We start from the raw sequence: 25,800 nt of genomic DNA on the forward strand, positions 1-25,800 counted from the left end.
AGCGGACCGCTGCCGTGTGTCGCAACACGCGCGCTTGGGCCGCCGCCGCGGCGGCTTGTTCCCCGCCGCTACATGCAGACGTAATTGGGCCCGCCGCCGCCTTCGGGTGTGACCCAGACGATGTTCTGCGTCGGGTCCTTGATGTCGCAGGTCTTGCAGTGCACGCAGTTCTGCGCGTTGATCTGCAGCCGCTCGCCGCCGCCCTCGGCCGCCACGTACTCGTACACGCCCGCGGGGCAGTAGCGGTTCTCGGGCCCGGCGAAGGTGGGCAGGTTGATGCGCGTCGGCACCGTCGCATCCTTCAGCGTCAGGTGCGCCGGCTGGTTCTCCTCGTGGCTCACGTTGCTGATGAACACCGAGGAAAGGCGATCGAACGTGAGCACGCCGTCGGGCTTGGGGTAGTCGATGCGCGGGAACTCGGCCGCCGGGCGCAGGCTGACGTGGTCGGGCAGCTTGCGCGGCACGGTCCAGGGCGGGTTCTTGACGCCCAGCCGCGGCAGCAGCCACTGCTCGATGCCGGTCATGAGCGTGGCCGTGGAGCGGCCCTTCTTGAACCACTGCTTGAAGTTGCGCGCCTGGTTCAGCTCCTCGAACAGCCAGCTCTTCTCGAAGGCCTGCGGATACGCCGTGAGCTCGTCGCCGCTGCGCCCGGCCTGCAACGCCTCGAAGAGGCCTTCAGCGCACAGCATGCCGCTCTTGATCGCGGCGTGGCTGCCCTTGATGCGGCTGGCATTGAGGTAGCCCGCGTCGCAGCCCACCAGCGCGCCGCCCGGAAACACCGTCCTGGGCAGGCTCAGCAGCCCGCCGGCGGTGATGGCGCGCGCACCATATGAAATGCGCTTGCCGCCCTCCAGGTGCTTGCGGATGGCCGGGTGCGTCTTGAAGCGCTGGAACTCCTCAAACGGGCTCAGCCACGGGTTCTGGTAGTCCAGCCCCACGACGAAGCCCACGCAGACCCTGTTGTCCTCGGCGTGGTAGAGGAACGAGCCGCCATAGGTGTCGCTCCGCAGGGGCCAGCCCGCGGTGTGCAGCGCCAGCCCCGGCTGGTGGCGTGCCGGGTCGATCTCCCATACCTCCTTCATGCCCAGCCCGTAGCTTTGCGGGTCGCAGCCCTCGTCGAGCTTGAAGCGCGCGATGAGCTGCTTGCCCAGGTGCCCGCGCGCGCCCTCGGCAAAGACCGTGTACTTCGCCAGCAGCTCCATGCCGCGCTGGAAATTCGCCGTGGGCTGGCCATCCTTGCCCACGCCCATGTCGCCCGTGGCCACGCCGCGCACCGCGCCGTCCTCGCCGTGGAGCAGCTCCGCGGCCGTGAAGCCGGAGAAGATCTCGACGCCCAGCGCTTCCGCCTGCGTGGCCAGCCAGCGCACGACGTTGCCCAGGCTCACGATGTAGTTGCCGTGGTTCTGGAAGCACTGCGGCAGCAGCCAGCCGGGTGTCGCACGGGCCCCGGTCTCGCTCAGGAACAGGAACTCGTCGCGCGTCACTGCCTGGCTCAGCGGCGCGCCAAGCTCGCGCCAGTCGGGCAGCAGCTCGGTCAGCGCCCGGGGATCCATGATGGCGCCCGAGAGGATGTGCGCGCCGGGCTCGGAGCCCTTTTCGAGCACGCACACGGAGATGTCACGGTCGTGCCCGGCAGCGAGCTGCTTGAGCCGGATGGCGGTAGCCAGCCCCGCGGGGCCGGCGCCGACGATCACGACGTCGTAGTCCATGGACTCGCGCGGGACGCCGCCGCCGTGCTGTTCAAGGGAATTCATGGCTGCTTCCGATGGGCGCCTGTGCCGGAATGGGTCAGGCGTGTGGGGAGCCGATTCGAAATCGGGTGTGGACGAGGCTGCTGGACGGGTAGGCCGGATGCAGCTCCAGGGCCCGGCGCGTGTTCTCCACGTACAGCCCTTCGCCGGCTTCGAGCTGCAGCAGCGCGTCGCCGCCGGCGCACAGCTGGTACTGGCCGTGGAACACGAGCAGCACGCTGGTGTCCCCGGCCGCCAGCACGAGCGTGCCGGCGCGGTGGACCTCGACCCGGGCCTCGGCCTGGCCGCGGCGGGCCATGACGTTCCACAGGCGGGCGGGCTGCTCAGGCGCGACGGCATGGAGCTCCTGCTCGCCGCTGAAGCGCTGCAGGTGTCCCGGCGCCTCGAACACCAGGCGCTGGCCGCTGCCTTCGAGTTGCAGCCGCGGGCCCTGGATCAGCACGGCGGTGCGGTCCATGCCGTCGAAGCGGGAGAACGGGCCGGCATGGGTGATGTCGGCGGCACTGACGCGCCAATCCACGTCCCCGCCGCGCTCATGCACCGCCACCGTGCGGGTCCAGCCGGCGCCGTTGCGCCACGGCTCGGCCGGCAGGCGATCCAGCGCAAAGCGGCGCACGCCGGCGGGCAGGGGCAGCAGGGTCATGATGCGTGTCGCAGTTCAGGCAGGGCACGACGCAGGGCGGGCAGCACCTCGAACAGGTCGCCCACCAGGCCGATGTCCGCCACGGAGAAGATGGGCGCGTCGGCATCCTTGTTCACCGCCACGATGACCCGGGCGTCCTTGATGCCGGCCAGGTGCTGGATGGCACCGGAGATGCCGAAAGCCATGTACACGTCCGGGGCCACGGTCTTGCCGGTCTGGCCGACCTGGATGGCATTGGGCGCGAAGCCGGCGTCCACCGCCGCCCGGGAGGCGCCGACGGCGCCGCCGAGATGGTCGGCCAGGGCTTCCACCAGCTTCATGTGCTCGGCAGCGCCGACGCCGCGGCCGCCCGCCACGACGACGCGGGCCCGTGCCAGGTCCGGGCGGGTGTCGCCGGCTTCGTCGCGCCCGACCAGCCGGATGCGGGTGTCGGGTGCGACCGCGGCCACCGTGCCGACTTCACAGGCCGCCGCGGCCTGGGCGCAGGGCTCGTGGGCGGCCGGGCGCACCGTCATGAACACCTGCGCCGCCTGGGGCCGCACCCTCGCCAGCACGCTGCCGGCGTACATCGGGCGCACCAGCGACTGCGCCGACTCGACGGCCGTCACGTCGGCGAGAAAGGCCGCGTCACGCAGCGCCGCCGCGCGCGGCAGCGCGGCCCGCGCGGCCATGCCGTGGGCGGCGACGACGAAGCGGTAGCCCTCGGCCAGCGCGAGCGCGGCGAGCTGGCGCGCGACGGTTTCGGCGTTCGGCTGGGCCAGGTGCGGCGCGTCCGCGCACAGCACCCGGCTCACGCCGCCCAGCGTGGCGGCCTGGCCGGCCACCGCCGCGCAGCCGCTGCCCATCACGAGCACGTGCACCTCGGCGGGCGAGAGCTTGCCGGCCGCGCCCACGAGGCGCGCGGTGACGGCGTCGAGTTGCCGCGCGTCGTGCGCGGCGATCACGAGAACTTTCATGGCGGGGGCTTCCAGGGGAGTCGGGGCCGTCAGGCGGTGGCTTGCAGCGCGGGCAGGGCGCGCAGCTGCTCGATGAGCGCGTTCACGTCGGCGACCTTCACGCCGGCCTGGCGCGCCGGCGGCTCGCACACGCTGACCACGATGCTGCGCGCGGGGCCGGGCTCGGCCAGGTCGGACAGCGCCAGCGTGGCGATCGGCGCCTTTTTCGCCTTCATCATGTTGGGCAGCGAGATGGTGCGCGGGTCGCACAGGCGCAGGTCCACGCTGAGCACGGCGGGCAGCGGCAGCGCCAGCTGCTCCATGCCGCGGTCGCCGTCGCAGCTGAGCAGCAGCTCGCCGCCCTCGAAACCGAGCCGGTTGACGGAGATGGCCTGCGGCCAGTCCAGCAGCGCCGCGAGCATCGGGCCCGTGGCGCCGAGGTCGTCGTCGATGGCCTGCTTGCCGCACAGCACCAGGGCGACCTGCTCGCGCTCGACCAGCGCCTTGAGAGCCCGCGCCACGTCCAGCGGGTCCAGCGCCGCGGCAGTGCCGCTGTCCACCAGCACTGCGGCATCCGCGCCCATCGCCAGTGCCGTGCGCAGCACGTCCTGCGCGTTGGCGGCGGCGCAGGTCACGGCGGTCACCCGGCTGGCCAGCCCCTTCTCGCGCAGGCGCACGGCCTGCTCCAGGGCGACTTCGTCGAAGGGGTTGATCGACATCTTGACCCCGGCGGTATCGACACCGGAGCCATCGCTTTTGACGCGGACCTTGACGTTGTGGTCAACGACGCGCTTGACGGGAACGAGGATGTGCATGGCGGAACGAGGGGAAAGTCTTGGGGTCGTTGAGGAAGCGACGGCTCAGGACACGGCACCCAGGCCGTACTTGCCGGTGAGCAGGTGGCCGCTGCGGAAGCGCTCCAGCGCGTAGGGCGCCAGCGGCACGTCGGTGCGCAGGCCCAGCGCTTCCTGCGCCAGCACCCGGCCCACGGCCGGCGAGAGCTTGAAGCCGTGGCCCGAGAAGCCGTAGCCCACGACCAGCCCCTGCACCTCGGGCAACCGGCCCAGCACCGGGTTCCAGTCCGGCGTGACGTCGTAGACGCCGGTCCAGGAGGACGCCAGGCCCGCGGTCTCGTAGGACGGGAAGCGCTCGGCCACCTGCGCGCCGACTTCCACGATGTAGTCCAGCGAGATGTCGCCCTGCTCGTTGTCGGGCGCGGGCAGCGTCTCGCCCACGGTGCCCTCGCTCACCAGCATCTGGTTGCCGCCGTAGCTGCGGCAGTACAGCATCCCCGGCGAGCCCAGGTCCTTGAACACCGGCATGCGGTAGCTGTAGGCCTCGGGGCCTTCCAGCGCCAGCACGGCGTGGCGCTCGGCGGCCACGGGCGAAGGGATGCCGGTCCAGCGCTCGATGTCCCGGGCCCAGATGTTCTGGGTGCTGATGACGGTGTCGCTGCGGAAGGTGCCCTGCGAGGTCTCGACGCCGACGACCTTGCCGTTGTCGGTGAGCAGCCGCTCGACGTTGACGCCCTCCATGATCTTCACGCCCATGCGCCGCGCCGAGCGTGCGAAGCTCGTGGCCACGAGGTAGGCGTCGGCAAAGCCGGCCTCCGGCTCGTAGCCGATCAGCGCCGCGTCGTCGAAGTGCGCGATGGGCAGCAGGCTCTTCGCTTCCTCGCGGCCCAGCAGCCGCACTTCCACGCCCTTGTCCCGCTGGCCCGCCAGCGCCGCGCGCAGCGGCTCCAGCTTCGGCCCTTCCGGGGCGCAGATCAGGTAGCCGCACTTGACGAGGCCACACGACGCCTCCTCGTCGCCGAGGTAGTTGGCGAAGTCCGTGAACACCTTCCACGAGGCCTTGGCCATCTCGACGTTCTCGATCACCGAGTAGTGCGTGCGCAGGATGCCGGAGGACTGGGACGTGGTGCCCGCACCGACCTGCGTGCGGTCGAGCACCAGCACCTTGCGCGCACCGAAGTGCGCCAGGTGCCAGGCGACCGAGCTGCCGATCACGCCTGCACCGATGACGATCGCGTCATAGCTGTCCATCGAGGGCCTTTCTGGGAGAAGCGGGTTGCAATGGCGCTCAGCGTAGGAACGGGGCTCGCGGCGCCCGGTAGCTTCAGCGAATCTGATGCAGGACTTAAGCTTTGCTGAAGCTGAATCCTGCAGCCTCGCCTGCCGCCACCATGCCTGCCGTGTCCCATTCCTCTTCAGCCACGCCTGCCCGCCGTGCGCGGTCGCTGCCCGACCTGCGCGCGCTGGAGGCCTTCGTCGCGGTGTGCGACTGCGGCTCTATGGCGCTGGCGGCCCAGCGCCTGGCTGTCAGCCAGAGCGCGGTGAGCCAGCAGGTCAAGGCGCTGGAGGAGGAATACGGGCTGCAGCTGTTCGACCGCGACGTGCGCCCGGCGCGCCCGACCCGCGCCGGGCGGGCGCTGCAGGAGCTGGCCGCCGAGCTGCTGGGCCAGGCCCATGCGCTGGGGGAACGGATGCGGGCCAGCGCGCGCCAGGACTACGCGCAGATCCGGCTCGGCTGCGTCGATTCCTTCGCGGCCACGCTGGGGCCGGCGCTGATCCGGGCGCTGTCGGGCGCGGCGCGGCAGATCCAGCTCTGGTCCGGGCTCACGCCCACGCTCAGCGCCCAGCTGCAGGGCCGCGAGCTGGACCTGGCCATCTGCACGGACAGCCGCATCGACGACAGCCGGGTCAGCCAGCGGCTGCTCTTCTCGGAGTCCTGGGTGGCGGTGTTCCCGCGGCAGCACCCGGTGCGCGCGCTGGCGTCGGTGCGTGAGCTCGCCGAGCTGGTCGGCGAGCTGCCGCTGATCCGCTACAGCCAGCGCTCCGTGATCGGCCAGCAGGTCGAGCGCTGGCTGCGCCACGTCGGCGTGCAGGCCGAGCGCCGCTTCGAATTCGACGCCACCGACCCGCTGCTGAGCCTGGTGTCCGCCGGCCTGGGCTGGGCCGTCAGCACGCCGCTGTGCCTGTGGCAGTCGCGCCAGTACCTCGACAGCGTGACGGTGCTGCCCCTGCCACCGGCGCGCCTGGGCCAGCGCGACTTCTTCCTGCTCGCGCGCGAGGGCGAGACCGGCTCGCTGGACCGGGAGATCGCGCGCGTGACGCGCGACGTGATCCGCCGCGACATCCTCCCGGCCATCCGGCGCGCCATGCCCGCGCTGCCCGCGGACGCCATTTCCTGTCCCGACGAGGAACACCCGTGACCCAAGAACCCCTGTACACGCTGGTACGCGGCACGCGCCCGCTGCTCATCTCGATTCCCCACCTGGGCACGCGGCTGCCCGGCGACATCGCGGCGCGGATGAACGACGTCGCCCCGGTGCTGCGCGACACCGACTGGCACCTGGACCGGCTCTACGGCTTCGCGGCCGGGCTCGGCGCCTCGGTGCTGCAGGCGCGCGTCTCGCGCTACGCCATCGACCTCAACCGGCCGCCCGGCGGCGAGAGCCTCTACCCCGGCCAGGCCACGACCGGCCTGTGCCCGGTGGACACCTTCCGCGGCGAGCCGCTGTACCGGCCCGGGCACGAGCCCGACGCCGCCGAGCAGGCGCGCCGGCTGCAGGCGTACTGGCGCCCGTACCACGACGCGCTGGCCGCCGAAGTGCAGCGGTTGCGCGAGGCCCATGGCGCGGTGCTGCTGTGGGACGCCCACTCGATTGCCAGCCACCTGCCGCGCCTGTTCGAGGGCAAGTTGCCCGACCTGAACTTCGGCACCGACGGCGGCCGCACCTGCGATGCCGAGCTGATGGACTCGGTGCTGGCGGTGGCTCGCGACGCGCCCTTCACGCACGTGGTCAACGGCCGATTCAAGGGCGGCTACATCACCCGCCACTACGGCGCGCCGCGGCAAGGCGTGCACGCCATCCAGCTGGAGATGTGCCAGAGCCTGTACATGCGGGAAGAGCCGCCCTTCGATTACCTGCCCGACACGGCGGCGCGCGTGCAGCCGGTGCTGCAGGCGATGCTGGAAGCCGCGCTCGGATACGTGGAGCGCCGCGCCGGACGCTGACGGCACCGGGCCGCGCGGCCTCAGCCGCCCGGCGCGGCCAGGGTGTCGGGGTGTTGCAGCGCCCACATGGCCGCCTCCAGGCGGCTGCGCAGGTTGAGCTTGCGCAGCAGCTTCTTGATGTGGACCTTGACGGTCTCGTCGGAGATGCCCAGCTCGCGCCCGATCTCCTTGTTGCTCAGCCCCTGGGACAGCAGCCGCAGCGTCTGCGCCTCGCGCAGGGTCAGCTCCGGGCGCTCGGCGGCGGGCGGTGCCGCCAGCGCCTGCAGCAGGGCGGGCGTGTGGCCCTCGATCACCAGCGTGCCCCGGTACGCCTGCTTGATGCGCGGGCACAGGTCCTCGGGCTCCAGCTCCTTGAGCAGGTAACCGTCGGCGCCGCTGCGCATGGCCGCGGCCATGTCCTGCCCGCTGTCCGAGGCCGTGAGCACCACGCAGCGCGCGCGCAGGCCCAGCGCCTTGAGGCGGCGCAGCGTTTCCAGCCCGTCCATGGCCTTCATGTGCAGGTCCACCAGGATGATGTCCGGGTCGGTGCTGCGGGCCAGCTCGATGCCGCTGGCGCCGTCGCCCGCCTCGCCCACGAGCTCCAGCTCGGCGTCCTCCTCGATGAGCCGCGCCACGCCCTTGCGGAACAGCGGGTGGTCGTCGATCACCAGCACGCGCCAGCTCATGGCTGCACCCTCGCGCGCTGGCTTCGGAGCGGCCGTGCGCGCGCGCTCATGGCCGCGCCTCCGCGACGCCGCCCTGCGGCGCGAAGTCCAGTGCCACCACGGTGCCGCGCGGCGTGCCCGCGTGCAGCGCCAGGCGGCCGCCCAGGGCCTGCGCGCGCTGCTGCATCACAGCCAGCCCGTGATGGTCGCGCGGGCCGGGATCGGCCGGCAGTCCGCAGCCGTCGTCCTCGATGCGCACGTGCAGCCGCCCGTCGGTGGCCAGTCGCATGTCCACGCGGGCCCGCGTGGCGCCGGCGTGCTTGACGGTGTTGAACAGGGCCTCGCGCACGATCTGCATGACGTGAAACTCCTCGTTGGGCTCCAGGCGGCAGCCGGCGATGTCGTGCTCGAAGACAGTGTCCAGGCCGCTGCGCTGGCGCAGCTCCTCCACGGCCTCCTGCACCGCGGCGGCCAGGCCGCCGGCATGCAGCTGCGTGCGAAAGGCCGCGATGAGCTCGCGCACCTGCCGGTAGGCGGCCGAGAGCCCGTCGCGCAGCTCGTCGACAGCCTGAGCCAGCGCCGGCTGCTGCGTCTCGCGCCGCGCCGCGCGCTGCAGCTGCGCCACCTGGATCTTCATGAACGCCAGCGACTGCGACAGCGAATCGTGCAGCTCCGCGGCGATGGCGCTGCGCTCCTCCATCAAGGCCATGCGGCGCTCCTCGTGACCGCGGCACACCTCGGCGATGGCCAGGGCGGTCAGCCCCGCGAAGGCCTCGGCCAGGTGCTGCGCGGGCGGCGGCAGCGCCGCGCCGGGACGCTGGATCAGCAGCGTGCCCAGCAGGGTGCCGCTGCGCCGCAGGGGCAGGCGAAGATCGGCCTCGTCCACTGTGCCCGGGCCGCAGCGCTCGCAGTCCGGCGGCGCCAGCGCTTCGAGAATCGGCCCGCAATGCAGCGGCTGGCAGGCCGCGCTTTCGAGCTGCAGGCACACGCGGCTGGCGCACAGGCCCTCGCGCAGCAGGGCCAGGGCCTGCCGCAGCCCGCCGGCGTCGAGCCCGCGCTGGCCGTACAGGGTGGCGGCGCGGGCCAGCACCGACAGCGCCTGGGCGTCACGCCCTGGGCCGTGCGCCGCTGTCGCGTGTTGGTGCGCGTGCACGGCCGTGGGGCGCACGGCCGAGGCGGCCGGCGTGGTGCCGTCGCGGCGCAGCAGCGCCAGGCCCAGCCCCACGAGCAGCAGGCACAGTCCCTGCAGCCCCAGCAGCGCCGGCACCTGCCACGGCAGGCCGGGCGACACGGCAGCGGCCTGCCGGTACAGCGCCAGGCCGGCGCAAAAGGCGATCGAAGCGCACGCACCGACACCGGCCAGCGTCAGGTTCCGGGCATCGGCGCGCCACAGCCGCGGGGCGGCGGTCTGCAAGGGCCAGGGGGAGTCCATGGACATGAGGCAGTTCTATCCGGTGGCCGTGGGCGCGGCCGCCCTCGGGTGGTTGATCGTGGCGGGTCCGGGGCCGGCCGTGGCCGATGCCGGGCTGGCGCTGCTGCTGGCCGCCACACCGGCCCTGGCGTTGACGCTGGCGCGGCGCTCGCGCGGACTGCCCGTGCCGCCACCCCGCGACTCGCAATGTGCGGGCCAGCCCGGGCCGGCCGCCGTGGAGCCCGCCGATACGGCCATGCCGGTTGCGCCCGCACCGGGTGGCGCCGGACTGCTGGAGCACATCGACGTGGCCGTGTTCGCCACCGACCCCTGCGGCCGCCTGGTGCAGGCCAATGCGGCGTGGGCCGCGCTGGCGGGCATGCCGGCCGAGCCGGGCTGCGTGCCGTTGTGGCAGCTGCTGCATCCGGCCGACCGCGCCGAGGCCCAGGCACGGCTGCTGGCGCTGGCCGCGGCGCCGGGCGCCGCGGCCGCGCTGTGGGAGGCGCGGCTGCCGCACGCCGACGCGCAGCCGCGCTGGATCCGGCTGCGCGTGCAGCGCCTGGAAGCGGCGGACGGGTCGGCCACGGGCCTGTGCGGCACGGCGCAGGCGCTGCCGCACAGGCGCAGCCCCGAGGCGCTGCCGCGCTCCTCCGGCAGCGCGCTGAACACGCTGCTGGCCAACGTGCCGGGCATGGCCTACCGCGGTCGCAACGATCCGGACTGGACCATGGACTTCGTCAGCGACGGCTGCCTGGAGCTCACCGGCTACGAGGCGCACGAGCTCGTCGGCAATGCCTGCGCCAGCTTCGGGCAGCTGATCCACCCGGAAGACCGCGAGTTCGTGTGGTCGCAGGTGCAGGCCAGCGTGGCGCAGCGCCGGCCCTACCGCATCTCCTACCGCATCCGCGACGCCGCCGGGCGCCAGCGCTGGGTCTGGGAGCAGGGACGCGGCGTGTTCTCCTCGCTGGGCGAGCTGCTCGCGGTGGAGGGCTTCATCACCGACGTCAGCGAGCGCCGCGGCGCGGAGGAGCGGGCGCGGCGGCGGCTGTGGTTCGAGTCGCGCACCGGGCTGGCCAGCCGTGCGCTGTTCGACGAGGTGCTGGCCTGGACGCTGGAGCACGGGCGGCTGGCCGGCCACCGCTGCGCGCTGCTGTGCGTGGACGCGCATGGCATCCGCGCGCAGGTGCAGCGGCTCGGCCCCGAGGCCGGCGAGGCGATCCTCACCGAGATCGGGCGCCGGGTGCGGCCGGTGCGCGTGCTGGGCGCAGCGACCTATCTGGGCGAGCACCGCTTCGCGGTGCTGGTCACGGACTTCCGCCCGGGCGGCGCGCCACAGGCCGTGCCCAGCCTGCGCGAGGCGCTGCCGGCCATCTCCGCCATCGCCTCGCGCCTGGCGCAGCAGCTGGTGCAGCCGCTGCACGTGGGCTCCCAGCGCTGCACGGTGGAGGTCTCCATCGGCATCGCGCTGAGCCAGTCCCGCTACGCCGGGGCGGAGGCCTTCCTGCGCGCGGCGCAGGCGGCGGCGCAGCAGGCCGCCGAGCTGGGCACCGCCTGCGAGGTGGCGGACACGTAGGGCCAGCGCCCGCGGCGCGGCTTCATTCCGGCGCGGTGCCGGGCCCGGTGACGCGGCCATCGTCCAGGGGCGCCAGCCACTGCACCACCGTGGGCAGGTAGCGGGTCAGGCCCTTGTACTCCTGCAGCGGCGGCGGCAGCGTGCGCAGCACCCGGTGCAGCCGGCAGGCCCAGCGCGGGTAGGTGGCGAGCTCGCCCACGCTGGCGAGGTAGCAGCGGATGCCGAAGAAGATCGCGTTGCTGCGCGGCAGCCGGAACAGCGTCTGCAGCTCCACGCGCAGGTGCACCTTGCGCGCCACGTTCTCCGGCGTCACGCCGGCGCGGTCCGGGCCCCACTCGGGGTAGGTCTCGGGCGCGGTATCGAGCCGCGGGTTGACCGTCATGGTCCAGTTCAGCCGCCGCACCGGGCGGCCCTGCGGCAGCATCAGCAGGTATTTCAGGGCGCGCTCGAACAGGCCCATCTGCGGCGCCAGCGGCACGGGCGCGTGCCACTGCAGGAAGTTCATGCCCACGTCGAAGGCCAGCGACCAGTCCGCCTGCGAGGTCACCATGCCGGCGTCGGCGAAGAGGTTGTCCTCGCGCTGGTCGAGCAGCACCACGTCGCCCTGCAGCTGGCGCGTGACGTACTCCAGCGGCCCGTGCGGCAGCGTCGCGGCCTCGCCGAAGGTGAAGGACTGCTGCAGGCCCAGCGGCCGGTTGGTCCAGTGCCAGCGGCTGCCGTCGCGCTGCAACCCGAAGTGCTGCGGGTAGTCCGCGGCCAGCGAGGTCATGACCAGCTCCAGCGCATCCCACTCCGCGTCGAGCATGTGCGGCAGGCTGGCGAAGCGGCCCGGGTCGCGCTCCAGCGTCAGCGCGCGGTCGCGGCACTCGGCCACGTAGTGCTCGTCCACGTCGAAGGCGTGCTCGACCGCCGAGCCGGCCGGGCCGGGCACGTGCGGCTCGATGTTGACCGAGTACATGTACTCGTCCTGCGGGAACGGGAAGGGGAAGCGGCGGATGGCCGCGGGCGAGTTGCGGAAGCTGTAGTCGCCGCGAAAGCTCTCCTCGCGAAAGGCGGGCGTCGGTGCGGGCGTCAGGGCGGTCGTCGGTGCGGGCGTCATCGGGCGGGTCCTTTCACAGGTCGAGCGTGAGGCAGCGGCCTTCGAAGCGGGAGACGCACGGCAGGATGCTGCGGCCGGCGCGGCGCTCGGCCTCGCCGAGGTAGAGGTCGCGGTGCAGCAGCTCGCCATCGGCCTCCAGCACCGCGGTCTCGCACTGGCCGCAGGCGCCGCCGCGGCACAGCGAGTTCACCGCGGCGCCGTGGCGCTCCAGTGCTTCGAGCAGCGACATCTCGGCCGGCACGGTCAGGCGCAGGCCGCTGCGCGCGAGCCGCACGTCGAAGGGCTGGCCGCCCGCGGGCGCCAGGAAGCGCTCGCTGTGCAGGCTCGTGGCCGGCCAGCCCAGCGCCGCGCCGGCCGCCAGCGCGTCCTCGACCATCGAGGCCGGGCCGCAGACGTAGAGATGCGTGCCCAGCGGCTGCTCGGCCAGCAGGGTGGGAAAGTCCAGGCGCTCGCCGCGGCTGGCATCGAAGTGGCGCACGCGCGCGCCGGCCAGGGCCTCCAGCTCGTCGCGGTACGCGGCATGCGCGGGCGAGCGCCAAGCGTAATGGACCTCGAAGTCCGCGCCCAGCCGCGCCAGCTCGCGCACCTGCGACAGGATCGGCGTGATGCCGATGCCCCCGGCCACGAGCAGGTGGCGCCGCGCCGTGCGCACCAGCGCGAACAGGTTCATCGGCGGCGTCAGCCCCAGGCGCTGCCCGGCGCGGGCGTGGTCGTGCAGCCAGGCCGAGCCGCCGCGGGAGTCGGGCTGGCGGCGCACCGCGATGCGCCAGGCGTCGCGCCGGCCGGGGTCGCCCAGCAGCGAGTAGGCGTTGCGCAGCACGCGCCCGCCCACGGGCAGGGACAGCACCACGTGGCTGCCCGCGGAAAACGGCGGCAGCTCGGTGCCGTCCACCGGCGCCAGCGTGAACTCGCGCATGTCCGGGGCGACGTCGCGCAGCGCCCGGATCTCGACGGCAATCTCGGCGGTCATGGGTAAGCCTGTACGGGTTCGGGGAGAGAGCCGGGCGCCTCGGCGTCGATCTGCACGCCCATGTAGGCCCCCAGCCGGCGCGAGAAGTGGTCGCGCACGAAGAGGTGGCGGCCGCAGCCGGTGCAGGCCACGGGGTTGGTGTGCACGCCGCGCAGCACGTGGCCGCAGTGCACGCAGTACACGGGCCGCGCGGCGGTGAGCACGCAGTGGCGGCGCACCTCCGCGTCGCCCAGGCCGTGGCGCGTGGCGACCTGCCAGGCCTGCCAGATCAGGTCCTCGCTGCCCAGCAGGTACAGCCGCGTGCCCATGCGCGCGCGTGCCAGCTCGGCCTCCAGCGCGGCCAGGGCCGTCGCCAGCGTGCCGGCCGCGGTGTGGCGCGCGCCCGGGGGCAGCAGCGGCCGCCAGCTGCCGGCGCCCTCGCACAGCTCCACGACGGCAAGGGGTCCCGCGGGAGCGGCGGCGCACAGCGCCTGCGCCGCGGCCGCATCGCGCCCGTCGGCCAGCACGACGTGGCAGCGGCCGCTGGCGTCCCATGCGGGCGGGGCGTAGACCGGCTGGCTGGCGATGGAAGGGGTGGACATGCTCGGCCCTTCCGGATCTCAGCGGGTCTTGTCCGGATGCGTGCGCAACCGCATCGGGTCGTAGAAGGGCGTGCGCACCACCATTGCCGCGAAGGTGCCGGCCTGGCTGCGCACCGCCAGCCGCGTGCCCAGGTTGGCGTGCGAGGGCTTGAGGTGCACCATCGCCAGCGACTGCATCAGCAGCCGGCTGTAGCTGGCGCTGGTGACCACGCCGACCTGCCGCTCCCCGTCGAAGATGGGCGCGCCGGCCTCCACCGCGGCGTGGTGCTCCACCAGCATGCCGGCCTGCTTGACGCGCTCGCGCCCGCGCAGCTGCAGCACGGCCTGCTTGCCGACGTAGTCGCCGGGCTTGTCCACGTCCACCGCCCAGTCCATGCCGGCTTCCCACGGCGTGGTGTCCCCTCCGGGCATCTCGAAGGGGAAGAACAGCAGCGCGCCCTCGACGCGCGTGAGCTCCAGCGCGTTCCACGAGGCGGGGATCACGCCGTGGGGCGCGCCGGCCTGCAGGATCGAGTCCCACAGGAACACGGCGTCCTTCGAGTCGCAGTAGACCTCGTAGCCGCGCTCGCCGGAGTAGCCGCCGCGGCCGACGAAGACGGCCTTGCCGAACAGCCGCGTCTCCATGTGGTGGAAGTAGGGCAGCCCGGCGAGGTTGCCGCTGGCGTGCGGCGCCAGCACGTCCAGCGAGCGCGGGCCCTGCAGCGACAGGATGTGCACGTCCAGGTTGGGCTCCACCGTCACCTGGCGCCCCTGCGCCAGGCGCGCCAGCGTCGCCGGCGTGGCGCCGCTGCCGTGGGAGAGGCGGAAACGGTCGGTCGCGTCGCGGATCACCATGATGTCGTCGGCCAGCGCGCCGCGCTCGTCCACTTCCGCGGCCAGCCGGGCGCTGCCGGGCTTGAGCCGGGTGACGTCGATGGCCACGAGCTGGTCGACCACGCGCTCGGCGTCGGGCCCCTGCACGTCGATGATGTTGAGCGCCGACACGTCGTACAGCGCCGCGCGGCTGCGCGTGGCGAGCACCTCCTCGTGCGGATCGCTGGCGTAGCTCCAGGGCAGCCGCATGCCGTTCCAGGTGTCGCCGTCGAGCCTGGAGCCCAGGGCCAGGTGGCGCTCGTTCAGTACGGAGTTCCTCTGCATCGTCGTCCTCGCATCAAAGGGTGCAAGGCGATTCTGGGATGCGGCGGAACACCTGGAAATTGCCGCGCCGGGGTAACCCGACCGGGTTAGGGCAGCGGCCCGGAGGCAGCGTTGCCAGGGCAACGGCCGGCGGCTCGCGGCGACCGCGGCAGGCGCCGTCACCGCGCCGGGTTAACCCGTTGCGGTAATTGTGATCGGCCCGGACCCGGGGCAACACTGATCCCGTTCGCCGTAGCGGAACAAGCTGTTCCGGGCCCCTGCGCGGTGATGACGGCCCGGTCTGAACCTCAACCATTTCCCTGGAGGAACACCGTATGACGAGAGTGGCAGTGATCGGGGCCGGCCCGTCGGGGATGGCGCAGTTGCGCGCCTTCCAGTCCGCGCGCAGCAAGGGCGCCGAGATTCCGGAGATCGTGTGCTTCGAGAAGACCGCCGACTGGGGCGGGCTGTGGAACTACACCTGGCGCACCGGGCTGGACGAGAACGGCGAGCCGGTGCACTGCAGCATGTACCGCTACCTGTGGTCCAACGGCCCGAAGGAATGCCTGGAGTTTGCCGACTACACCTTCGACGAGCACTTCGGCCAGGGCATCGGCTCGTACCCGCCGCGCGCGGTGTTGTGGGACTACATCAAGGGCCGCGTCGAGAAGGCCGACGTGCGCGGCTGGGTGCGCTTCGAGACGCCGGTGCGCATGGTCGGCTTCGACGAGGCCACGAGGCGCTTCACCGTCACCGCGCACGACCTGCGCGCCGACCGCGTGTACTCGGAGGAATTCGACTATGTGGTGGTGGCCAGCGGCCACTTCTCCACGCCGCACGTGCCCTTCTTCCCGGGCCTGGACGGCTTCAACGGCCGGGTGCTGCACGCGCACGACTTCCGCGACGCGCTGGAGTTCAAGGACAAGGACGTGCTGCTCATCGGCCGCAGCTACTCGGCCGAGGACATCGGCTCGCAGTGCTGGAAGTACGGCGCGCGCTCCATCACCACGAGCTACCGCAGCAAGCCCATGGGCTTCAGGTTTCCCGACAACTGGAAGGAAGTGCCGCTGCTGGAGCGCGTGGAGAACCGCACGGCCTACTTCATCGACGGCACCTCGCGCGAGGTGGACGCGATCATCCTGTGCACGGGCTACAAGCACCACCTGCCGTTCCTGCCCGACGAGCTGCGCCTCAAGACCGACAACCGGCTGTGGCCGCTGGGCCTGTACCAGGGCGTGGCCTGGGAGGCCAACCCCAGGCTGTTCTACCTGGGCATGCAGGACCAGTTCTACACCTTCAACATGTTCGACGCGCAGGCCTGGTGGGCGCGCGACGTGATACTGGGGCGCATCGCGCTGCCCTCGGCCGAGGACATGCGGCGCGACAGCCTGGCCTGGCGCGAGCGCGAGGAAAAGCTCGAGACCGCCGAGCAGAGGATCTGGTTCCAGGGCGACTACGTGGCCCGGCTCATCGAGGCCACCGACTACCCGCGCTTCGACATCGAGGGCGTGAACCGCACCTTCATGGAGTGGGAGCACCACAAGATGGCCGACATCATGGGCTTCCGCGACCATGCCTACCGGTCGCTGATGACGGGGAAGATGTCCCCGCTGCACCACACGCCCTGGAAGGACGCGCTCGACGACTCGCTGGCGGCGTACCTGGGGCGGCGCTCCTCGGACGGCGACTCGGGCGCCCGGCATGGCTGAGATCCTGCTGCCGCCGCGCGCCAGCCGCATCCTGCAGCCGGGGCTGCGCGGGCGCGAGCCCGGCGTCGAACACCACCTGGTGCCCGGGCGCGGGACGCTGGTGGTGGCGGTCGAGGCGGGCGACCGCCTGGAGGTCACCGACCTGGAGGGCGGCCAGGCCTGCGAGCTGCTGCTGGCCACGCCCGACGGGCGCTTCGACGCCGGGGCGCTGGGCCCGGGGCGGGCCGTCGAGGCCAGCGGCTTCCTGGCGCTGATGGCCGAGGACGACCCCGGCGCACAGCGCACCCGCGACGCGCTGCGCCGCCGCGGCATCGACCTGGCGCAGGCGCGCGGGCTGCGGCTCTTCGGCGCCGAATCGCCGCCGGGCCGGCAGGCCGGCTTCGTGGCCGGGCGCGACGGGCTCCTCGTCGTGGCCGCGCCGGCGCCGCGCCTCTCCGTCGATGAGAGCGCAACCGCCACGCCGCTGCACCTGTGCATCCGGCGCCAGCGCGTGGCGCCGGGCGGCATGCCGGCGCTGCCGGAGCCGCTGGCCGATCCGCTGCTCGAACACCGCATCACGCCCGGAACCGCCACGGCCTACGTCGTGCGCGCCGGCGAGTTCATCCAGGTGCTCGACGTGGCCGGGCGCCAGTGCTCGGACTTCCAGGCCTTCTCGCTGCGCAAGATCGAGCAGCGGCGCGACGGCGCGCTGGACGCCACCGTCACGCGCACGCTGCTCGGCCGCGCCTACCCGCTGCCGGGACTGCCGTCCAAGGCCTTCGACCGCGACTTCGAGCCGCTGGTGGAAGTGGTGCAGGACACCTGCGGCCGCCACGACGCGTTCGCCACCGCCTGCAGCGCGCGCTACTACGAGGACATGGGCTACCCCGGCCACGCCAACTGCAGCGACAACTTCAACCGCGCGCTGCAGCTCTGGGGCGTGCCGGCGCGCAAGGGCTGGGAGGCGCTCAACCTCTTCTACAACACCGCCCTGGACGCGCAGCACCGGCTGCTGCTCGACGAGCCCTGGTCGCGGCCCGGCGACTACGTGCTGCTGCGCGCGCTCACCGACCTGGTGTGCGTGAGCTCCTCCTGCCCCGACGACATCGACCCGGCCAATGGCTGGAACCCCACGGACATCCACGTCCGCACCTACGCCGCCACGCAGCGCTTCAGCCGCGCCGTGGCCCACCGCATGACGCCCGACGCCGAACCCCGCCTGACCCGTGAGAGCGCGTTCCATGCGCGCACCGCGGCACTGACCCGCGACTTCGCCGACTACCACGGCTTCTGGCTGCCGCAGCAGTACGCCGTCCATGGGCCGATCGCGGAGTACTGGGCCTGCCGCGAAGCCGTGGTGGTGATGGACCTCTCGGCACTGCGCAAGTTCGAGGTCACCGGCCCGGACGCCGAGGCGCTGCTGCAGTGGTGCGTGACGCGCGACGTGCGCAAGCTCGCCGTCGGGCAGGTGGTCTACACCGCCGTGTGCCGCGACAGCGGCGCCATGATCGACGACGGCACGCTCATGCGCCTGGGCGCGCACAACTTCCGCCTCGTCTGCGGCGAGGACTTCACCGGCGATTGGCTGCGCCAGCAGGCGCAGGCCCGCGGCTACCAGGCCTGGGTGCGTTCCTCCACCGACCAGTTGCACAACCTGGCGGTGCAGGGCCCGCGCTCGCGCGAGCTGCTGCAGTCCCTCGTCTGGTGTGCCCCCGACCGGCCGCAGATGGGCGAGCTGGGCTGGTTCCGCTTCACGCCGGCGCGCATCGGCGGGCCGCAGGGGCCGGCCATCGTGCTGTCGCGCACCGGCTATACGGGCGAGCTGGGCTACGAGATCTTCTGCCATCCGCAGGACGCGCTCGCGGTGTTCGACGCCGTCTGGGCCGCCGGGCAGCCGCTGGGCCTGCGCCCCATGGGGCTGGCCGCGCTGGACATGGTGCGCATCGAGGCCGGGCTGGCCTTTGCCGGCCAGGAATTCGACGGCGACACCGACCCCTTCGAGGCGGGCATCGGCTTCACGGTGCCGCTGAAGTCCAAGGACGTGGACTTCGTCGGGCGCGCGGCGCTGCTGGAGCGCCAGGCCCACCCGCGCCGCGTGCTCGTGGGCCTGGAGATCGACGCCTGCGAGGCCGTGGGCCACGGCGACTGCGTGCACCTGGGCCGCGCGCAGGTCGGCGTGGTCACCAGCGCGCTGCGCTCGCCGCTGCTGCAGAAAACCATCGCGCTGGCGCGCCTGGAAGCCGGGCACGCGGCTCCGGGCACCGAGCTGGAGATCGGCAAGCTCGACGGCCACCAGAAGCGCCTGCCGGCCCGCGTGGTGCGCTTCCCGCACTTCGACCCGGACAAGACCCGCGTGCGCGGCTGAGCCGCGCGCGCTGCCGCCGTCACAACCCCCAACCGCACGCCACCCAAAATGTCGAATCCCCGTGTTCTCACATTGACCCTCTCGTGCCCGGACCGGCTGGGCATCGTCGCGGCCGTGAGCCAGTTCATCTGCGCCCAGGGCGGCTGGATCGCCGAGTCGCACAACCATGCGGACCAGGAGGCGCAGGTCTTCTTCATGCGGCTGATGATCCTGGCCGACTCGCTGGGCTGCGACCCGCAGGCCTTCGGCCGCCGCTTCGAGGAGGTGGCGCAGCCGCTGGGCATGACCTGGCGCCTGAGCGACTCCGCCCACAGGAAGCGCGTCGTGCCGCTGGTGTCGAAGCAGGAGCACTGCCTCTACGACCTGCTGGGCCGCTGGCATTCGGGTGAGCTCAACGTCGACATCCCCTGCGTGATCTCCAACCACGAGACCTTCCGCGGGCTCGTCGAGTGGCACGGCATCCCGTTCCACCACGTGCCGGTCACGCCCGAGACCAAGCCGCAGGCCTATGCCGAGGTGGCGCGGCTGTTCGACGAGGCGCAGGGCGACGTGATGGTGCTGGCGCGCTACATGCAGGTGCTCTCGGCCGAGCTGTGCGAGCGCTACGCCGGGCGCATTCTGAACATCCACCACTCGTTCCTGCCCAGCTTCGTCGGGGCGCGGCCCTACCACCAGGCCCATGAGCGCGGCGTCAAGCTCATCGGCGCCACCTGCCACTACGTCACCGCGGAACTGGACCAGGGGCCGATCATCGACCAGGACGTCATCCGCATCGACCACTCCGATGCCATCGACGACCTGGTGCGCTATGGCAAGGACATCGAGAAGACCGTGCTGGCCCGCGGCCTGCGCTACCACCTGGAGGACCGGGTGATCGTGCACGGCCGCAAGACCATCGTGTTTCGCTGATTCCGCTGATTGCGCTGATTTCGCCGATTCCAAACCCCGGGAGCATCAGAAAATGTCGTTGCGTCTTCACCTGTCCGCGGCAGTCGCCGCGGCCGCCATCCTGGCCTGCCCGGCCTTGGCGCAGGCCCAGGCTGCTGCCGAGCCCGTGGCCGAGCACACGCTCACCAGCAACGTCGCGCTGGTATCGCAGTATGTGTTCCGCGGCGTGAGCTACTCGCAGGAGCATCCGGCCATCCAGGGCGGCTTTGACTACGCGCACGCCAGCGGGCTGTATGCCGGCGTCTGGGGCACGAGCCTGAGCAGCAAGGCCATCGCCGATGCCTCCGGCGAGATCGACGTGTACGCCGGCTACGCCGGCAGCGCCGGGGATCTGGCCTACGACCTCGGGCTGCTGCAGTTCATCTTCCCGGGCGGCCGGCTCAACGGCGAGCGCTACAACACGCTGGAGGCCTATGCCGGGGTGACCTGGCAGTGGCTGAACCTGAAGTACTCGCACGCGCTCACCGACTACTTCGCGATGAACGCCGCGTCCATGGGCTTCGGCGACGACTCGAAAGGCTCGCACTACCTGGAAGCCAACGCGAACTTCGAGGTGCAGCCCGGCTGGCTGTTGGGCCTGCACGTCGGGCGCCAGGTGGTGCGCGGCTACGGCAGCTACAGCTTCACCGACTACAAGGCCGGCGTCACGCGCAACCTGCCGCAGGGCTGGCAGCTTGGGCTGGCCTGGGCCGGCACCAATGCCGACCGGGCGCTCTACCGCATCGGATCGGTGGACACGGCCAGCGGCAAGTGGATCGCCTCGATCAAGCGCAGCTTCTGACCATCCGCCGCGGCGGGACAACCCCAAGGAGTGTTTCGATGACGACTCGACTCAAGCGGCCGGGCGCCGCGCTGGCGGCGGCGCTGTGCTGGGCCGGCTGCACGGCGGTGCGGGCGCAGGAGGAGGTGGCGGCTGCGGCGGCCGCCGCCGCGCCCGCCGTGCCCAGGCTCGACACCGGCGACACCGCCTTCGTGGCGCTGTGCAGCCTGGTGGTGCTGCTGATGACGCTGCCGGGCCTGGCACTGTTCTACGGCGGGCTGGCGCGCAGCAAGAACGTGCTGTCGGTGCTGATGCAGGTCTTCAGCGTGGCCTCGCTGGTGTCGCTGCTGTTCGCGCTCTACGGCTACAGCCTCACGTTCGCCGACGGCGGCGCCTGGCAGGCCGTCATCGGCGGCACCGACAAGCTCGGCCTGCGCGGCGTCGGGCAGGACGCGCTGCAGGGCACTATTCCCGAGCTGCTGTACTTCCTGTTCATGCTGATGTTCGCGGCCATCACGCCGGCGATCATCGTCGGCGCCTTCGCCGAGCGCATGCGCTTCTCGGCGGTGATGGTGTTCATGGCGCTGTGGTTCACGCTCAACTACGTGCCCATGGCGCACATGGCCTGGGGCGGCGGCTGGGTGTTCCAGCTCGGCGTGCAGGACTTTGCCGGGGGCAACGTGGTGCACGTCAACGTGGGCATCGCCTCGCTGGTGGCGGCCTGGCTGGTGGGGCGGCGCAAGGGCTTCGGCACCGCGCAGCTCGCGCCGCACAACATGACGATGACGATGACCGGCGGCTCGCTGCTGTGGGTGGGCTGGCTGGGCTTTTGCGGCGGCTGCGTGCTGGCGGCCAACGGCTTCGCGATGCTGGTGATCGTGAACTGCATGCTGGCGAGCTGCGCGGGCGCCATGTCGTGGATGGCGGTCGAGTGGTGGCACCGCGGCAAGCCCAGCATGCTGGGCGTGGTTTCCGGCGCCATCGCCGGGCTGGTGGCCATCACGCCGGCCTGCGGTTTCGTCGGGCCCATGGGCGCAATCCTGCTGGGCCTGCTGGTGTCGCCGGTGTGCGTGTGGGCGGTGGAGCAGCTCAAGCCCGCGCTGGGCCTGGACGACTCCTTCGACGTGTTCGGCGTGCACGGCGTGGGCGGCATCGTGGGCGGGCTGCTGACGCCGGTGTTCGCGCTGCCGGCGCTGGGCGGCCTGGGCTTCGCGGAAGGGCGCAGCATCGGCTCGCAGGCGCTGGTGCAGCTGGGCGTGGTGCTGTTCAGCGTGGCGTACTCGGCGGCCAGCAGCTGGATCGCGCTGAAGCTCACGGCGCGGCTGTGCGGCGGGCTGCGCGTGGACGATGACCAGGAGATCGAAGGCCTGGACCTGTCCTCGCACGGCGAGGTCGGCTACCGCTACACCAACTGAGGAGCCGGCCATCATGAAGCTCATCCGTGCCACGCTGGCGCCCCACCAGCTCGACGCCGCGCACCGGGCGCTGCATGCCCTGGGCGTGCAGGGCATGACCGTGACCGAGGTGCGGCACTTCGGCCACCATGCCGGCCACACCGAGTTCTACCGCGGCACCGAGCTGCGGGTCGATTTCGAGCCGCAGGTGCAGCTGGAAGTGGCCGTGCACGACCCGCTGCGCGAGCAGGTGCTGGAAGCGCTGGAGGCCTTGCAGGCCGCCGTGCCTGCCCAGCTGGCGCTGCTGGTGCTGCCCGTGGAAGAGGCGGTGCGCGTGCGCACCGGCGAGCGGGGCGCGGACGCGCTGTAGCGCGCCGCGGCTGCCTTCAAGTACGTCGTCCTGCGCGGGAGCCCGGCCCATGGCCGGGCTCCCTTGGCGCTTCACTCGGCCGTGCGCGGGTAGACGATGACGGAGAGGAACTTGATCGGGCAGCGCGCCAGCCGCTCCGGCCCGTGCGGCACGTCGCCCTGGAAGCTCAGCGAGTCGCCCGGCTCCAGCAGGTAGGTCTCGTTGCCGCAGCGGTACTCCAGCTCGCCTTCGAGCATGTAGAGGAACTCCGTGCCCGGGTGCTGGAAGGTGGGGTAGCGCTGGGAGTCGTCGTCCATCGTGATGAGGAAGGGCTCGAACAGCTTGGTCGGGCCCTGGTCGTACGCCAGCAGGTGGTAGGTGTGGCCGCTGCGCGTGCCGCGGCGCACCACCTCCATGCCCATGCCGCGCTTGATGTGCTGGGCCGTGCTGGCCGACGCGTCGTACTTGCTGAACAGCATCGACATCGACACCCCGAGAGCGCGCGCGATGCGCGCCAGCGTTTCCACGCCGGCGCTGGTGTGGCCGGTCTCGATCTTGGAGAGCATGCCGCGGCTGATGCCGGCCTGCTCCGACACCTGCGCGATGGTCAGCCCATGGCGCTGGCGCAGCTCGCGGATGGCCGCGCCCACCGATTCCTCCAGCGAAGGCAGGCCGTCCTGCTTGTCCATTCCTCGATCTCCGTCAGGCCCCACAGGGCGCCAGTGTAGAGGGCGGCCCGAGCCACGGGCCGGGCTGGAACGGCCCCGGCCGTTGCGCACGCAATCAGGGCGGGGCGCACCGGCCGCGTGCGCCGCATGCCGCCTTCCGGGGCATGCGCGGCGTCCGCGAAGGGCAGTCGCGGCCCGGTTCGAGGCGCCGCTCCCGGGGCTGCGGCCTCATCGCCAGCGGCCGGCCCGTGTTTCGCTGTAGGCATAAACGTTGCATTGGAAGAAACACGGAGCCGCTGGCGCTGCCTTGTTCGATCCCGCGTGGCGCGGGACCGCAGCGCCCGGATGCCGCCCCTTCACAGGACACAGGAGCCCCCAGTGAACAAAGGATCGCCCCAGAAGGAGGAAGCCGCGCCCGACGCCCTGGTCGAGCCGCCGCGCTTCGACAGCGTCGAGGAGGCGCAGAAGTACCTGCGCTCCCAGGGCGTGGGTTACGTGCTGGCCCAGTTCGTCGACATCCACGGCGTGGCCAAGGCCAAGTCGGTGCCGGTGGCGCACCTGGGCACGGTGCTCAGGGAAGGGGCGGGCTTCGCGGGCTTCGCCATCTGCGGCGTGGGCATCGAGCCGCACGGGCCGGACTTCATGGCCGTGGGCGACCTTTCCACCGTGTCGCTGGTGCCGTGGCAGCCGGGGCTGGCGCGCATCGTGTGCGAGGGCCACGTCGAGGGCCAGCCCTGGCCCTTCGACAGCCGCGTGCTGCTCAAGCGCCAGGTGGCGCGCCTGGCGCAGCGCGGGCTGACGATGTTCACCGGGCTGGAGCCGGAGTTCTCGCTGCTGCGCCGCAACGACGACGGCAGCATCGGGCCGTGCGACCCCAGCGACACGCTGGCCAAGCCCTGCTACGACTACAAGGGCCTGTCGCGCACGCGCGCATTCCTGGAGCGGCTGTCGGGCGCGCTGCGCGCCTCGGGCATCGACGTCTACCAGATCGACCACGAGGACGCCAACGGCCAGTTCGAGCTCAACTACACCTACACCGACTGCCTGACCTCCTGCGACCACTTCATCTTCTTCAAGATGGCGGCGTCGGAAATCGCCAACGAGCTGGGGCTGGTGTGCTCCTTCATGCCCAAGCCGTTCTCCAACCGGCCCGGCAACGGCATGCACATGCACCTGTCGCTGGGCGACGGCAAGCGCAACCTGTTTGCCGACAAGAACGACCCGCAGGGCCTGGAGCTCTCGCCCATGGCCTACCACTTCCTGGGCGGGCTGCTGGCGCACGCGCCGGCGCTGACCGCGCTGTGCGCACCGACCGTCAACTCCTACAAGCGCCTGGTGGTCGGGCGCTCGCTCACCGGCGCGACCTGGGCGCCGGCGTACATCAGCTACGGCGACAACAACCGCTCGACCATGGTGCGCGTGCCCAGGGGCCGGCTGGAGCTGCGGCTGCCCGACGGCGCCTGCAACCCCTACCTGGCCACGGCCGCGGTGATCGCCGCGGGCCTGGACGGCATCGAGCGCGAACTCGACCCCGGCGCGCCGCAGAACGTCAACCTCTACGAGTGGAGCGAGGCGCAGCTCAAGGAGGCCGGCATCGGGCTGCTGCCGCAGAACCTGGGCGCGGCGCTGGACGCGCTGGAGCGCGACGAGGTGGTGTGCACGGCGCTGGGGCCGCTGGCCGGCGAGTTCCTCAAGCTCAAGCGCATGGAATGGCTGGAGTACATGCGCCACGTCTCCGACTGGGAGATCAAGACCTATCTCGAATTCTTCTGAAGGACGCGAACCATGTGCGGAATCGTAGGACTGCTGTTGAAGACGCCCGCGTTGCGCGGGCAACTGGGCGAGCTGATGGTGCCCATGCTCATCGGCATGACGGAGCGCGGCCCGGACTCGGCCGGGCTGGCCGTGTTCACGCCCCCGCTGGCCGAGGGCCGGCGCAAGATCAGCGTGTACTCGGGCCTGACCGAGCAGGGCGCCGGCTATGACTGGCAGGCACTCGTGGGCGCGCTCAACGAGGCGCTGGGCGTGCAGGCCAGCGCCGCGGTCAAGGGCAACCACGCCGTCATCACCTTCGACGGCGCGGCCGACCCCGTGAAGGCCTGGATCAAGGCCCACGGCCCGAAGCTGCACCTGCTCTCGGCCGGGCGCAGCATCGAGCTGTACAAGGACATCGGCACGCCCGCGCAGGTGGCCGAGCGCTACCGCTTCGGCCAGCTCACGGGCAGCCACCTGGTGGGCCACACCCGCATGGCCACCGAGTCGGCCGTGACGCCCGACCGGGCCCACCCCTTCACCGCGGGCGAGGACTTCTGCCTGGTGCACAACGGCTCGCTGTCCAACCCCAACGGCGTGCGCCGCATGCTCGAGCCGCGCGGCATCAAGTTCGAGACCGACAACGACACCGAGGCCGCGTGCCGCTTCCTGGAGTGGCGGCTGCGCGAGGGCGACGACTTGGAGGTGGCGCTGCAAAAGGGCTTCGAGGCGCTCGACGGCTTCTACACCTTCCTGATGGGCACGCCCACGGAGCTCGCGCTGATCCGCGACCCCTTCGCCTGCAAGCCCGCGGTGGTGGCCGAGACCGACGCCTACGTGGCCATCGCCTCCGAGTTCCGCTCGCTGGCGCACCTGCCCGACGTGAAGCACGCCACCGTGTTCGAACCCGCTCCCGAGGAAATGTACGTATGGAAAGTCTGAGCTTCGACCTGGGCCGCACCTCGGTGCGCGAGGTCAACCAGTTCCTGCACGCGCCGGCCGACAAGCTCGCCGGGCGCCAGGTCGAGATCCTCAACCCCGACGGCGCGCACAACCTGGCCGTGGGCCTGAACGCGCCGGTGCAGGTGACGGTGCACGGCCATGCCGGCTACTACGCCGCGGGCATGAACCAG

General features: G+C 72.0%; 23 protein-coding genes and 1 pseudogene. 12 read left to right on the forward strand and 12 right to left on the reverse strand.

Annotation, left to right across the window (positions count from 1 at the left end; genetic code table 11):
• Nucleotides 1-68: 68 nt before the first annotated feature.
• Genes FJ694_RS07860 through FJ694_RS07880 form a run of 5 tightly spaced genes read right to left on the reverse strand, consistent with a single transcriptional unit; the run spans nucleotide 69 to nucleotide 5,374 of the window.
• On the reverse strand, nucleotides 69-1,754 hold the full coding sequence (locus FJ694_RS07860; protein WP_157265747.1) for an electron transfer flavoprotein-ubiquinone oxidoreductase: 1,686 nt from the start codon (nucleotides 1,752-1,754) through the stop codon (nucleotides 69-71).
• A 34-nt stretch (nucleotides 1,755-1,788) separates the two neighbouring features.
• On the reverse strand, nucleotides 1,789-2,394 hold the full coding sequence (locus FJ694_RS07865) for a HutD/Ves family protein (RefSeq protein ID WP_157265750.1): 606 nt from the start codon (nucleotides 2,392-2,394) through the stop codon (nucleotides 1,789-1,791).
• A complete protein-coding gene (locus tag FJ694_RS07870; RefSeq protein WP_157265753.1) occupies nucleotides 2,391-3,350 on the reverse strand; it encodes an electron transfer flavoprotein subunit alpha/FixB family protein in 960 nt (319 codons plus the stop codon). The genes FJ694_RS07865 and FJ694_RS07870 overlap by 4 nt, the downstream gene beginning before the upstream one ends.
• Nucleotides 3,351-3,379: 29 nt before the next feature.
• Nucleotides 3,380-4,144 (reverse strand): electron transfer flavoprotein subunit beta/FixA family protein, encoded by a 765-nt coding sequence (locus tag FJ694_RS07875; protein ID WP_157265756.1) that lies wholly within the window; start codon nucleotides 4,142-4,144, stop codon nucleotides 3,380-3,382.
• Between the two features lie 45 nt (nucleotides 4,145-4,189).
• Nucleotides 4,190-5,374, reverse strand: a complete 1,185-nt coding sequence (locus FJ694_RS07880; RefSeq protein WP_157265758.1) for an NAD(P)/FAD-dependent oxidoreductase — start codon at nucleotides 5,372-5,374, stop codon at nucleotides 4,190-4,192.
• A gap of 140 nt (nucleotides 5,375-5,514) precedes the next feature.
• Between FJ694_RS07880 and FJ694_RS07885 the strand changes: the two genes are divergently transcribed.
• A complete protein-coding gene (locus FJ694_RS07885) occupies nucleotides 5,515-6,543 on the forward strand; it encodes a LysR family transcriptional regulator (protein WP_157265761.1) in 1,029 nt (342 codons plus the stop codon).
• The gene (hutG, locus tag FJ694_RS07890; RefSeq protein WP_157265764.1) at nucleotides 6,540-7,349 is read left to right on the forward strand and encodes an N-formylglutamate deformylase; all 810 of its coding nucleotides are present in this window, start codon (nucleotides 6,540-6,542) and stop codon (nucleotides 7,347-7,349) included. Before FJ694_RS07885 ends, hutG begins: the two co-directional genes overlap by 4 nt.
• A gap of 20 nt (nucleotides 7,350-7,369) precedes the next feature.
• Here hutG and FJ694_RS07895 read toward each other — a convergent pair whose 3' ends face one another.
• Together FJ694_RS07895 and FJ694_RS07905 are read right to left on the reverse strand one after the other, a co-directional pair.
• Nucleotides 7,370-8,014 (reverse strand): response regulator, encoded by a 645-nt coding sequence (locus tag FJ694_RS07895; RefSeq protein WP_157265767.1) that lies wholly within the window; start codon nucleotides 8,012-8,014, stop codon nucleotides 7,370-7,372.
• 46 nt (nucleotides 8,015-8,060) lie between these two features.
• Nucleotides 8,061-9,431: a histidine kinase gene (locus FJ694_RS07905; protein ID WP_198320756.1), complete on the reverse strand. Its 1,371-nt coding sequence runs from the start codon at nucleotides 9,429-9,431 to the stop codon at nucleotides 8,061-8,063.
• On the opposite strand from FJ694_RS07905, the gene FJ694_RS07910 reads away from it, so the two are divergent.
• Nucleotides 9,430-10,977, forward strand: coding sequence for a PAS domain-containing protein (locus tag FJ694_RS07910; RefSeq protein ID WP_198320757.1), 1,548 nt, complete (start codon nucleotides 9,430-9,432; stop codon nucleotides 10,975-10,977). The two genes, FJ694_RS07905 and FJ694_RS07910, sit on opposite strands and share 2 nt — an antisense overlap.
• Nucleotides 10,978-10,999: 22 nt before the next feature.
• On the opposite strand, the gene FJ694_RS07915 is transcribed toward FJ694_RS07910, so the two are convergent.
• Genes FJ694_RS07915 through FJ694_RS07930 form a run of 4 tightly spaced genes read right to left on the reverse strand, consistent with a single transcriptional unit; the run spans nucleotide 11,000 to nucleotide 14,764 of the window.
• Complete coding sequence (locus FJ694_RS07915) at nucleotides 11,000-12,076, reverse strand: heme-dependent oxidative N-demethylase family protein (RefSeq protein WP_157265773.1); 1,077 nt, start codon at nucleotides 12,074-12,076, stop codon at nucleotides 11,000-11,002.
• Nucleotides 12,077-12,089: 13 nt separating this feature from the next.
• Entirely contained in the window at nucleotides 12,090-13,046 is a 957-nt protein-coding gene (locus tag FJ694_RS07920; RefSeq protein WP_157265776.1) for a PDR/VanB family oxidoreductase, read from the reverse strand.
• On the reverse strand, nucleotides 13,043-13,627 hold the full coding sequence (locus FJ694_RS07925) for a dimethylamine monooxygenase subunit DmmA family protein (protein WP_157265779.1): 585 nt from the start codon (nucleotides 13,625-13,627) through the stop codon (nucleotides 13,043-13,045). Before FJ694_RS07925 ends, FJ694_RS07920 begins: the two co-directional genes overlap by 4 nt.
• 18 nt (nucleotides 13,628-13,645) lie before the next feature.
• Complete coding sequence (locus tag FJ694_RS07930) at nucleotides 13,646-14,764, reverse strand: aminomethyl transferase family protein (protein WP_157265782.1); 1,119 nt, start codon at nucleotides 14,762-14,764, stop codon at nucleotides 13,646-13,648.
• A 314-nt stretch (nucleotides 14,765-15,078) separates the two neighbouring features.
• On the opposite strand from FJ694_RS07930, the gene FJ694_RS07935 reads away from it, so the two are divergent.
• Genes FJ694_RS07935 through FJ694_RS07960 form a run of 6 tightly spaced genes read left to right on the forward strand, consistent with a single transcriptional unit; the run spans nucleotide 15,079 to nucleotide 22,268 of the window.
• Nucleotides 15,079-16,452 (forward strand): trimethylamine monooxygenase, encoded by a 1,374-nt coding sequence (locus tag FJ694_RS07935; RefSeq protein ID WP_157265785.1) that lies wholly within the window; start codon nucleotides 15,079-15,081, stop codon nucleotides 16,450-16,452.
• Nucleotides 16,445-18,796, forward strand: a complete 2,352-nt coding sequence (locus FJ694_RS07940; protein ID WP_157265788.1) for a trimethylamine N-oxide demethylase — start codon at nucleotides 16,445-16,447, stop codon at nucleotides 18,794-18,796. Before FJ694_RS07935 ends, FJ694_RS07940 begins: the two co-directional genes overlap by 8 nt.
• 48 nt (nucleotides 18,797-18,844) lie before the next feature.
• The gene (gene purU / locus FJ694_RS07945; protein ID WP_157265791.1) at nucleotides 18,845-19,705 is read left to right on the forward strand and encodes a formyltetrahydrofolate deformylase; all 861 of its coding nucleotides are present in this window, start codon (nucleotides 18,845-18,847) and stop codon (nucleotides 19,703-19,705) included.
• Between the two features lie 52 nt (nucleotides 19,706-19,757).
• Entirely contained in the window at nucleotides 19,758-20,525 is a 768-nt protein-coding gene (locus tag FJ694_RS07950; protein ID WP_157265794.1) for a TorF family putative porin, read from the forward strand.
• Nucleotides 20,526-20,563: 38 nt separating this feature from the next.
• Nucleotides 20,564-21,919: an ammonium transporter gene (locus FJ694_RS07955; protein WP_157265797.1), complete on the forward strand. Its 1,356-nt coding sequence runs from the start codon at nucleotides 20,564-20,566 to the stop codon at nucleotides 21,917-21,919.
• Nucleotides 21,920-21,932: 13 nt separating this feature from the next.
• Nucleotides 21,933-22,268, forward strand: coding sequence for a P-II family nitrogen regulator (locus FJ694_RS07960; protein ID WP_157265492.1), 336 nt, complete (start codon nucleotides 21,933-21,935; stop codon nucleotides 22,266-22,268).
• A 71-nt stretch (nucleotides 22,269-22,339) separates the two neighbouring features.
• Here the strand turns inward: FJ694_RS07960 and FJ694_RS07965 are convergent, their stop codons facing one another.
• Nucleotides 22,340-22,936, reverse strand: coding sequence for a helix-turn-helix domain-containing protein (locus tag FJ694_RS07965; protein WP_157265494.1), 597 nt, complete (start codon nucleotides 22,934-22,936; stop codon nucleotides 22,340-22,342).
• 402 nt (nucleotides 22,937-23,338) lie between these two features.
• Here FJ694_RS07965 and glnT point away from each other — a divergent pair, with 402 nt between their 5' ends.
• From glnT to FJ694_RS07980, 3 genes and pseudogenes are all read left to right on the forward strand, one after another.
• Nucleotides 23,339-24,688 carry a type III glutamate--ammonia ligase gene (gene glnT, locus FJ694_RS07970; protein ID WP_232539949.1) on the forward strand — a complete coding sequence of 450 codons (1,350 nt, stop codon included), beginning with the start codon at nucleotides 23,339-23,341 and terminating at the stop codon, nucleotides 24,686-24,688.
• A 12-nt stretch (nucleotides 24,689-24,700) separates the two neighbouring features.
• Nucleotides 24,701-25,609, forward strand: coding sequence for a class II glutamine amidotransferase domain-containing protein (locus tag FJ694_RS07975; protein WP_157265498.1), 909 nt, complete (start codon nucleotides 24,701-24,703; stop codon nucleotides 25,607-25,609).
• A pseudogene (locus FJ694_RS07980) lies at nucleotides 25,597-25,800 on the forward strand (protein glxC); the annotation flags it as partial. The gene FJ694_RS07975 and the pseudogene FJ694_RS07980, both read left to right, overlap by 13 nt.

Source organism: Azohydromonas aeria, from assembly GCF_009760915.1.
In the GTDB taxonomy this organism is placed as follows: domain Bacteria; phylum Pseudomonadota; class Gammaproteobacteria; order Burkholderiales; family Burkholderiaceae_C; genus Azohydromonas; species Azohydromonas aeria.

Excerpts from the sequence above, each read along its gene's own strand:
- FJ694_RS07920 (WP_157265776.1), bottom strand. The coding sequence starts at position 13,046 with ATGACCGCCGAGATTGCCGTCGAGATCCGGGCGCTGCGCGACGTCGCC.
- FJ694_RS07975 (WP_157265498.1), top strand. The coding sequence starts at position 24,701 with ATGTGCGGAATCGTAGGACTGCTGTTGAAGACGCCCGCGTTGCGCGGG.
- FJ694_RS07925 (WP_157265779.1), bottom strand. The coding sequence starts at position 13,627 with ATGTCCACCCCTTCCATCGCCAGCCAGCCGGTCTACGCCCCGCCCGCA.
- FJ694_RS07895 (WP_157265767.1), bottom strand. The coding sequence starts at position 8,014 with ATGAGCTGGCGCGTGCTGGTGATCGACGACCACCCGCTGTTCCGCAAG.
- FJ694_RS07935 (WP_157265785.1), top strand. The coding sequence starts at position 15,079 with ATGACGAGAGTGGCAGTGATCGGGGCCGGCCCGTCGGGGATGGCGCAG.
- FJ694_RS07905 (WP_198320756.1), bottom strand. The coding sequence starts at position 9,431 with ATGTCCATGGACTCCCCCTGGCCCTTGCAGACCGCCGCCCCGCGGCTG.
- FJ694_RS07865 (WP_157265750.1), bottom strand. The coding sequence starts at position 2,394 with ATGACCCTGCTGCCCCTGCCCGCCGGCGTGCGCCGCTTTGCGCTGGAT.
- FJ694_RS07910 (WP_198320757.1), top strand. The coding sequence starts at position 9,430 with ATGAGGCAGTTCTATCCGGTGGCCGTGGGCGCGGCCGCCCTCGGGTGG.
- FJ694_RS07955 (WP_157265797.1), top strand. The coding sequence starts at position 20,564 with ATGACGACTCGACTCAAGCGGCCGGGCGCCGCGCTGGCGGCGGCGCTG.
- FJ694_RS07860 (WP_157265747.1), bottom strand. The coding sequence starts at position 1,754 with ATGAATTCCCTTGAACAGCACGGCGGCGGCGTCCCGCGCGAGTCCATG.
- FJ694_RS07930 (WP_157265782.1), bottom strand. The coding sequence starts at position 14,764 with ATGCAGAGGAACTCCGTACTGAACGAGCGCCACCTGGCCCTGGGCTCC.
- FJ694_RS07870 (WP_157265753.1), bottom strand. The coding sequence starts at position 3,350 with ATGAAAGTTCTCGTGATCGCCGCGCACGACGCGCGGCAACTCGACGCC.
- FJ694_RS07950 (WP_157265794.1), top strand. The coding sequence starts at position 19,758 with ATGTCGTTGCGTCTTCACCTGTCCGCGGCAGTCGCCGCGGCCGCCATC.
- FJ694_RS07965 (WP_157265494.1), bottom strand. The coding sequence starts at position 22,936 with ATGGACAAGCAGGACGGCCTGCCTTCGCTGGAGGAATCGGTGGGCGCG.
- FJ694_RS07940 (WP_157265788.1), top strand. The coding sequence starts at position 16,445 with ATGGCTGAGATCCTGCTGCCGCCGCGCGCCAGCCGCATCCTGCAGCCG.
- FJ694_RS07880 (WP_157265758.1), bottom strand. The coding sequence starts at position 5,374 with ATGGACAGCTATGACGCGATCGTCATCGGTGCAGGCGTGATCGGCAGC.
- FJ694_RS07915 (WP_157265773.1), bottom strand. The coding sequence starts at position 12,076 with ATGACGCCCGCACCGACGACCGCCCTGACGCCCGCACCGACGCCCGCC.
- FJ694_RS07875 (WP_157265756.1), bottom strand. The coding sequence starts at position 4,144 with ATGCACATCCTCGTTCCCGTCAAGCGCGTCGTTGACCACAACGTCAAG.
- FJ694_RS07885 (WP_157265761.1), top strand. The coding sequence starts at position 5,515 with ATGCCTGCCGTGTCCCATTCCTCTTCAGCCACGCCTGCCCGCCGTGCG.
- FJ694_RS07960 (WP_157265492.1), top strand. The coding sequence starts at position 21,933 with ATGAAGCTCATCCGTGCCACGCTGGCGCCCCACCAGCTCGACGCCGCG.
- purU (WP_157265791.1), top strand. The coding sequence starts at position 18,845 with ATGTCGAATCCCCGTGTTCTCACATTGACCCTCTCGTGCCCGGACCGG.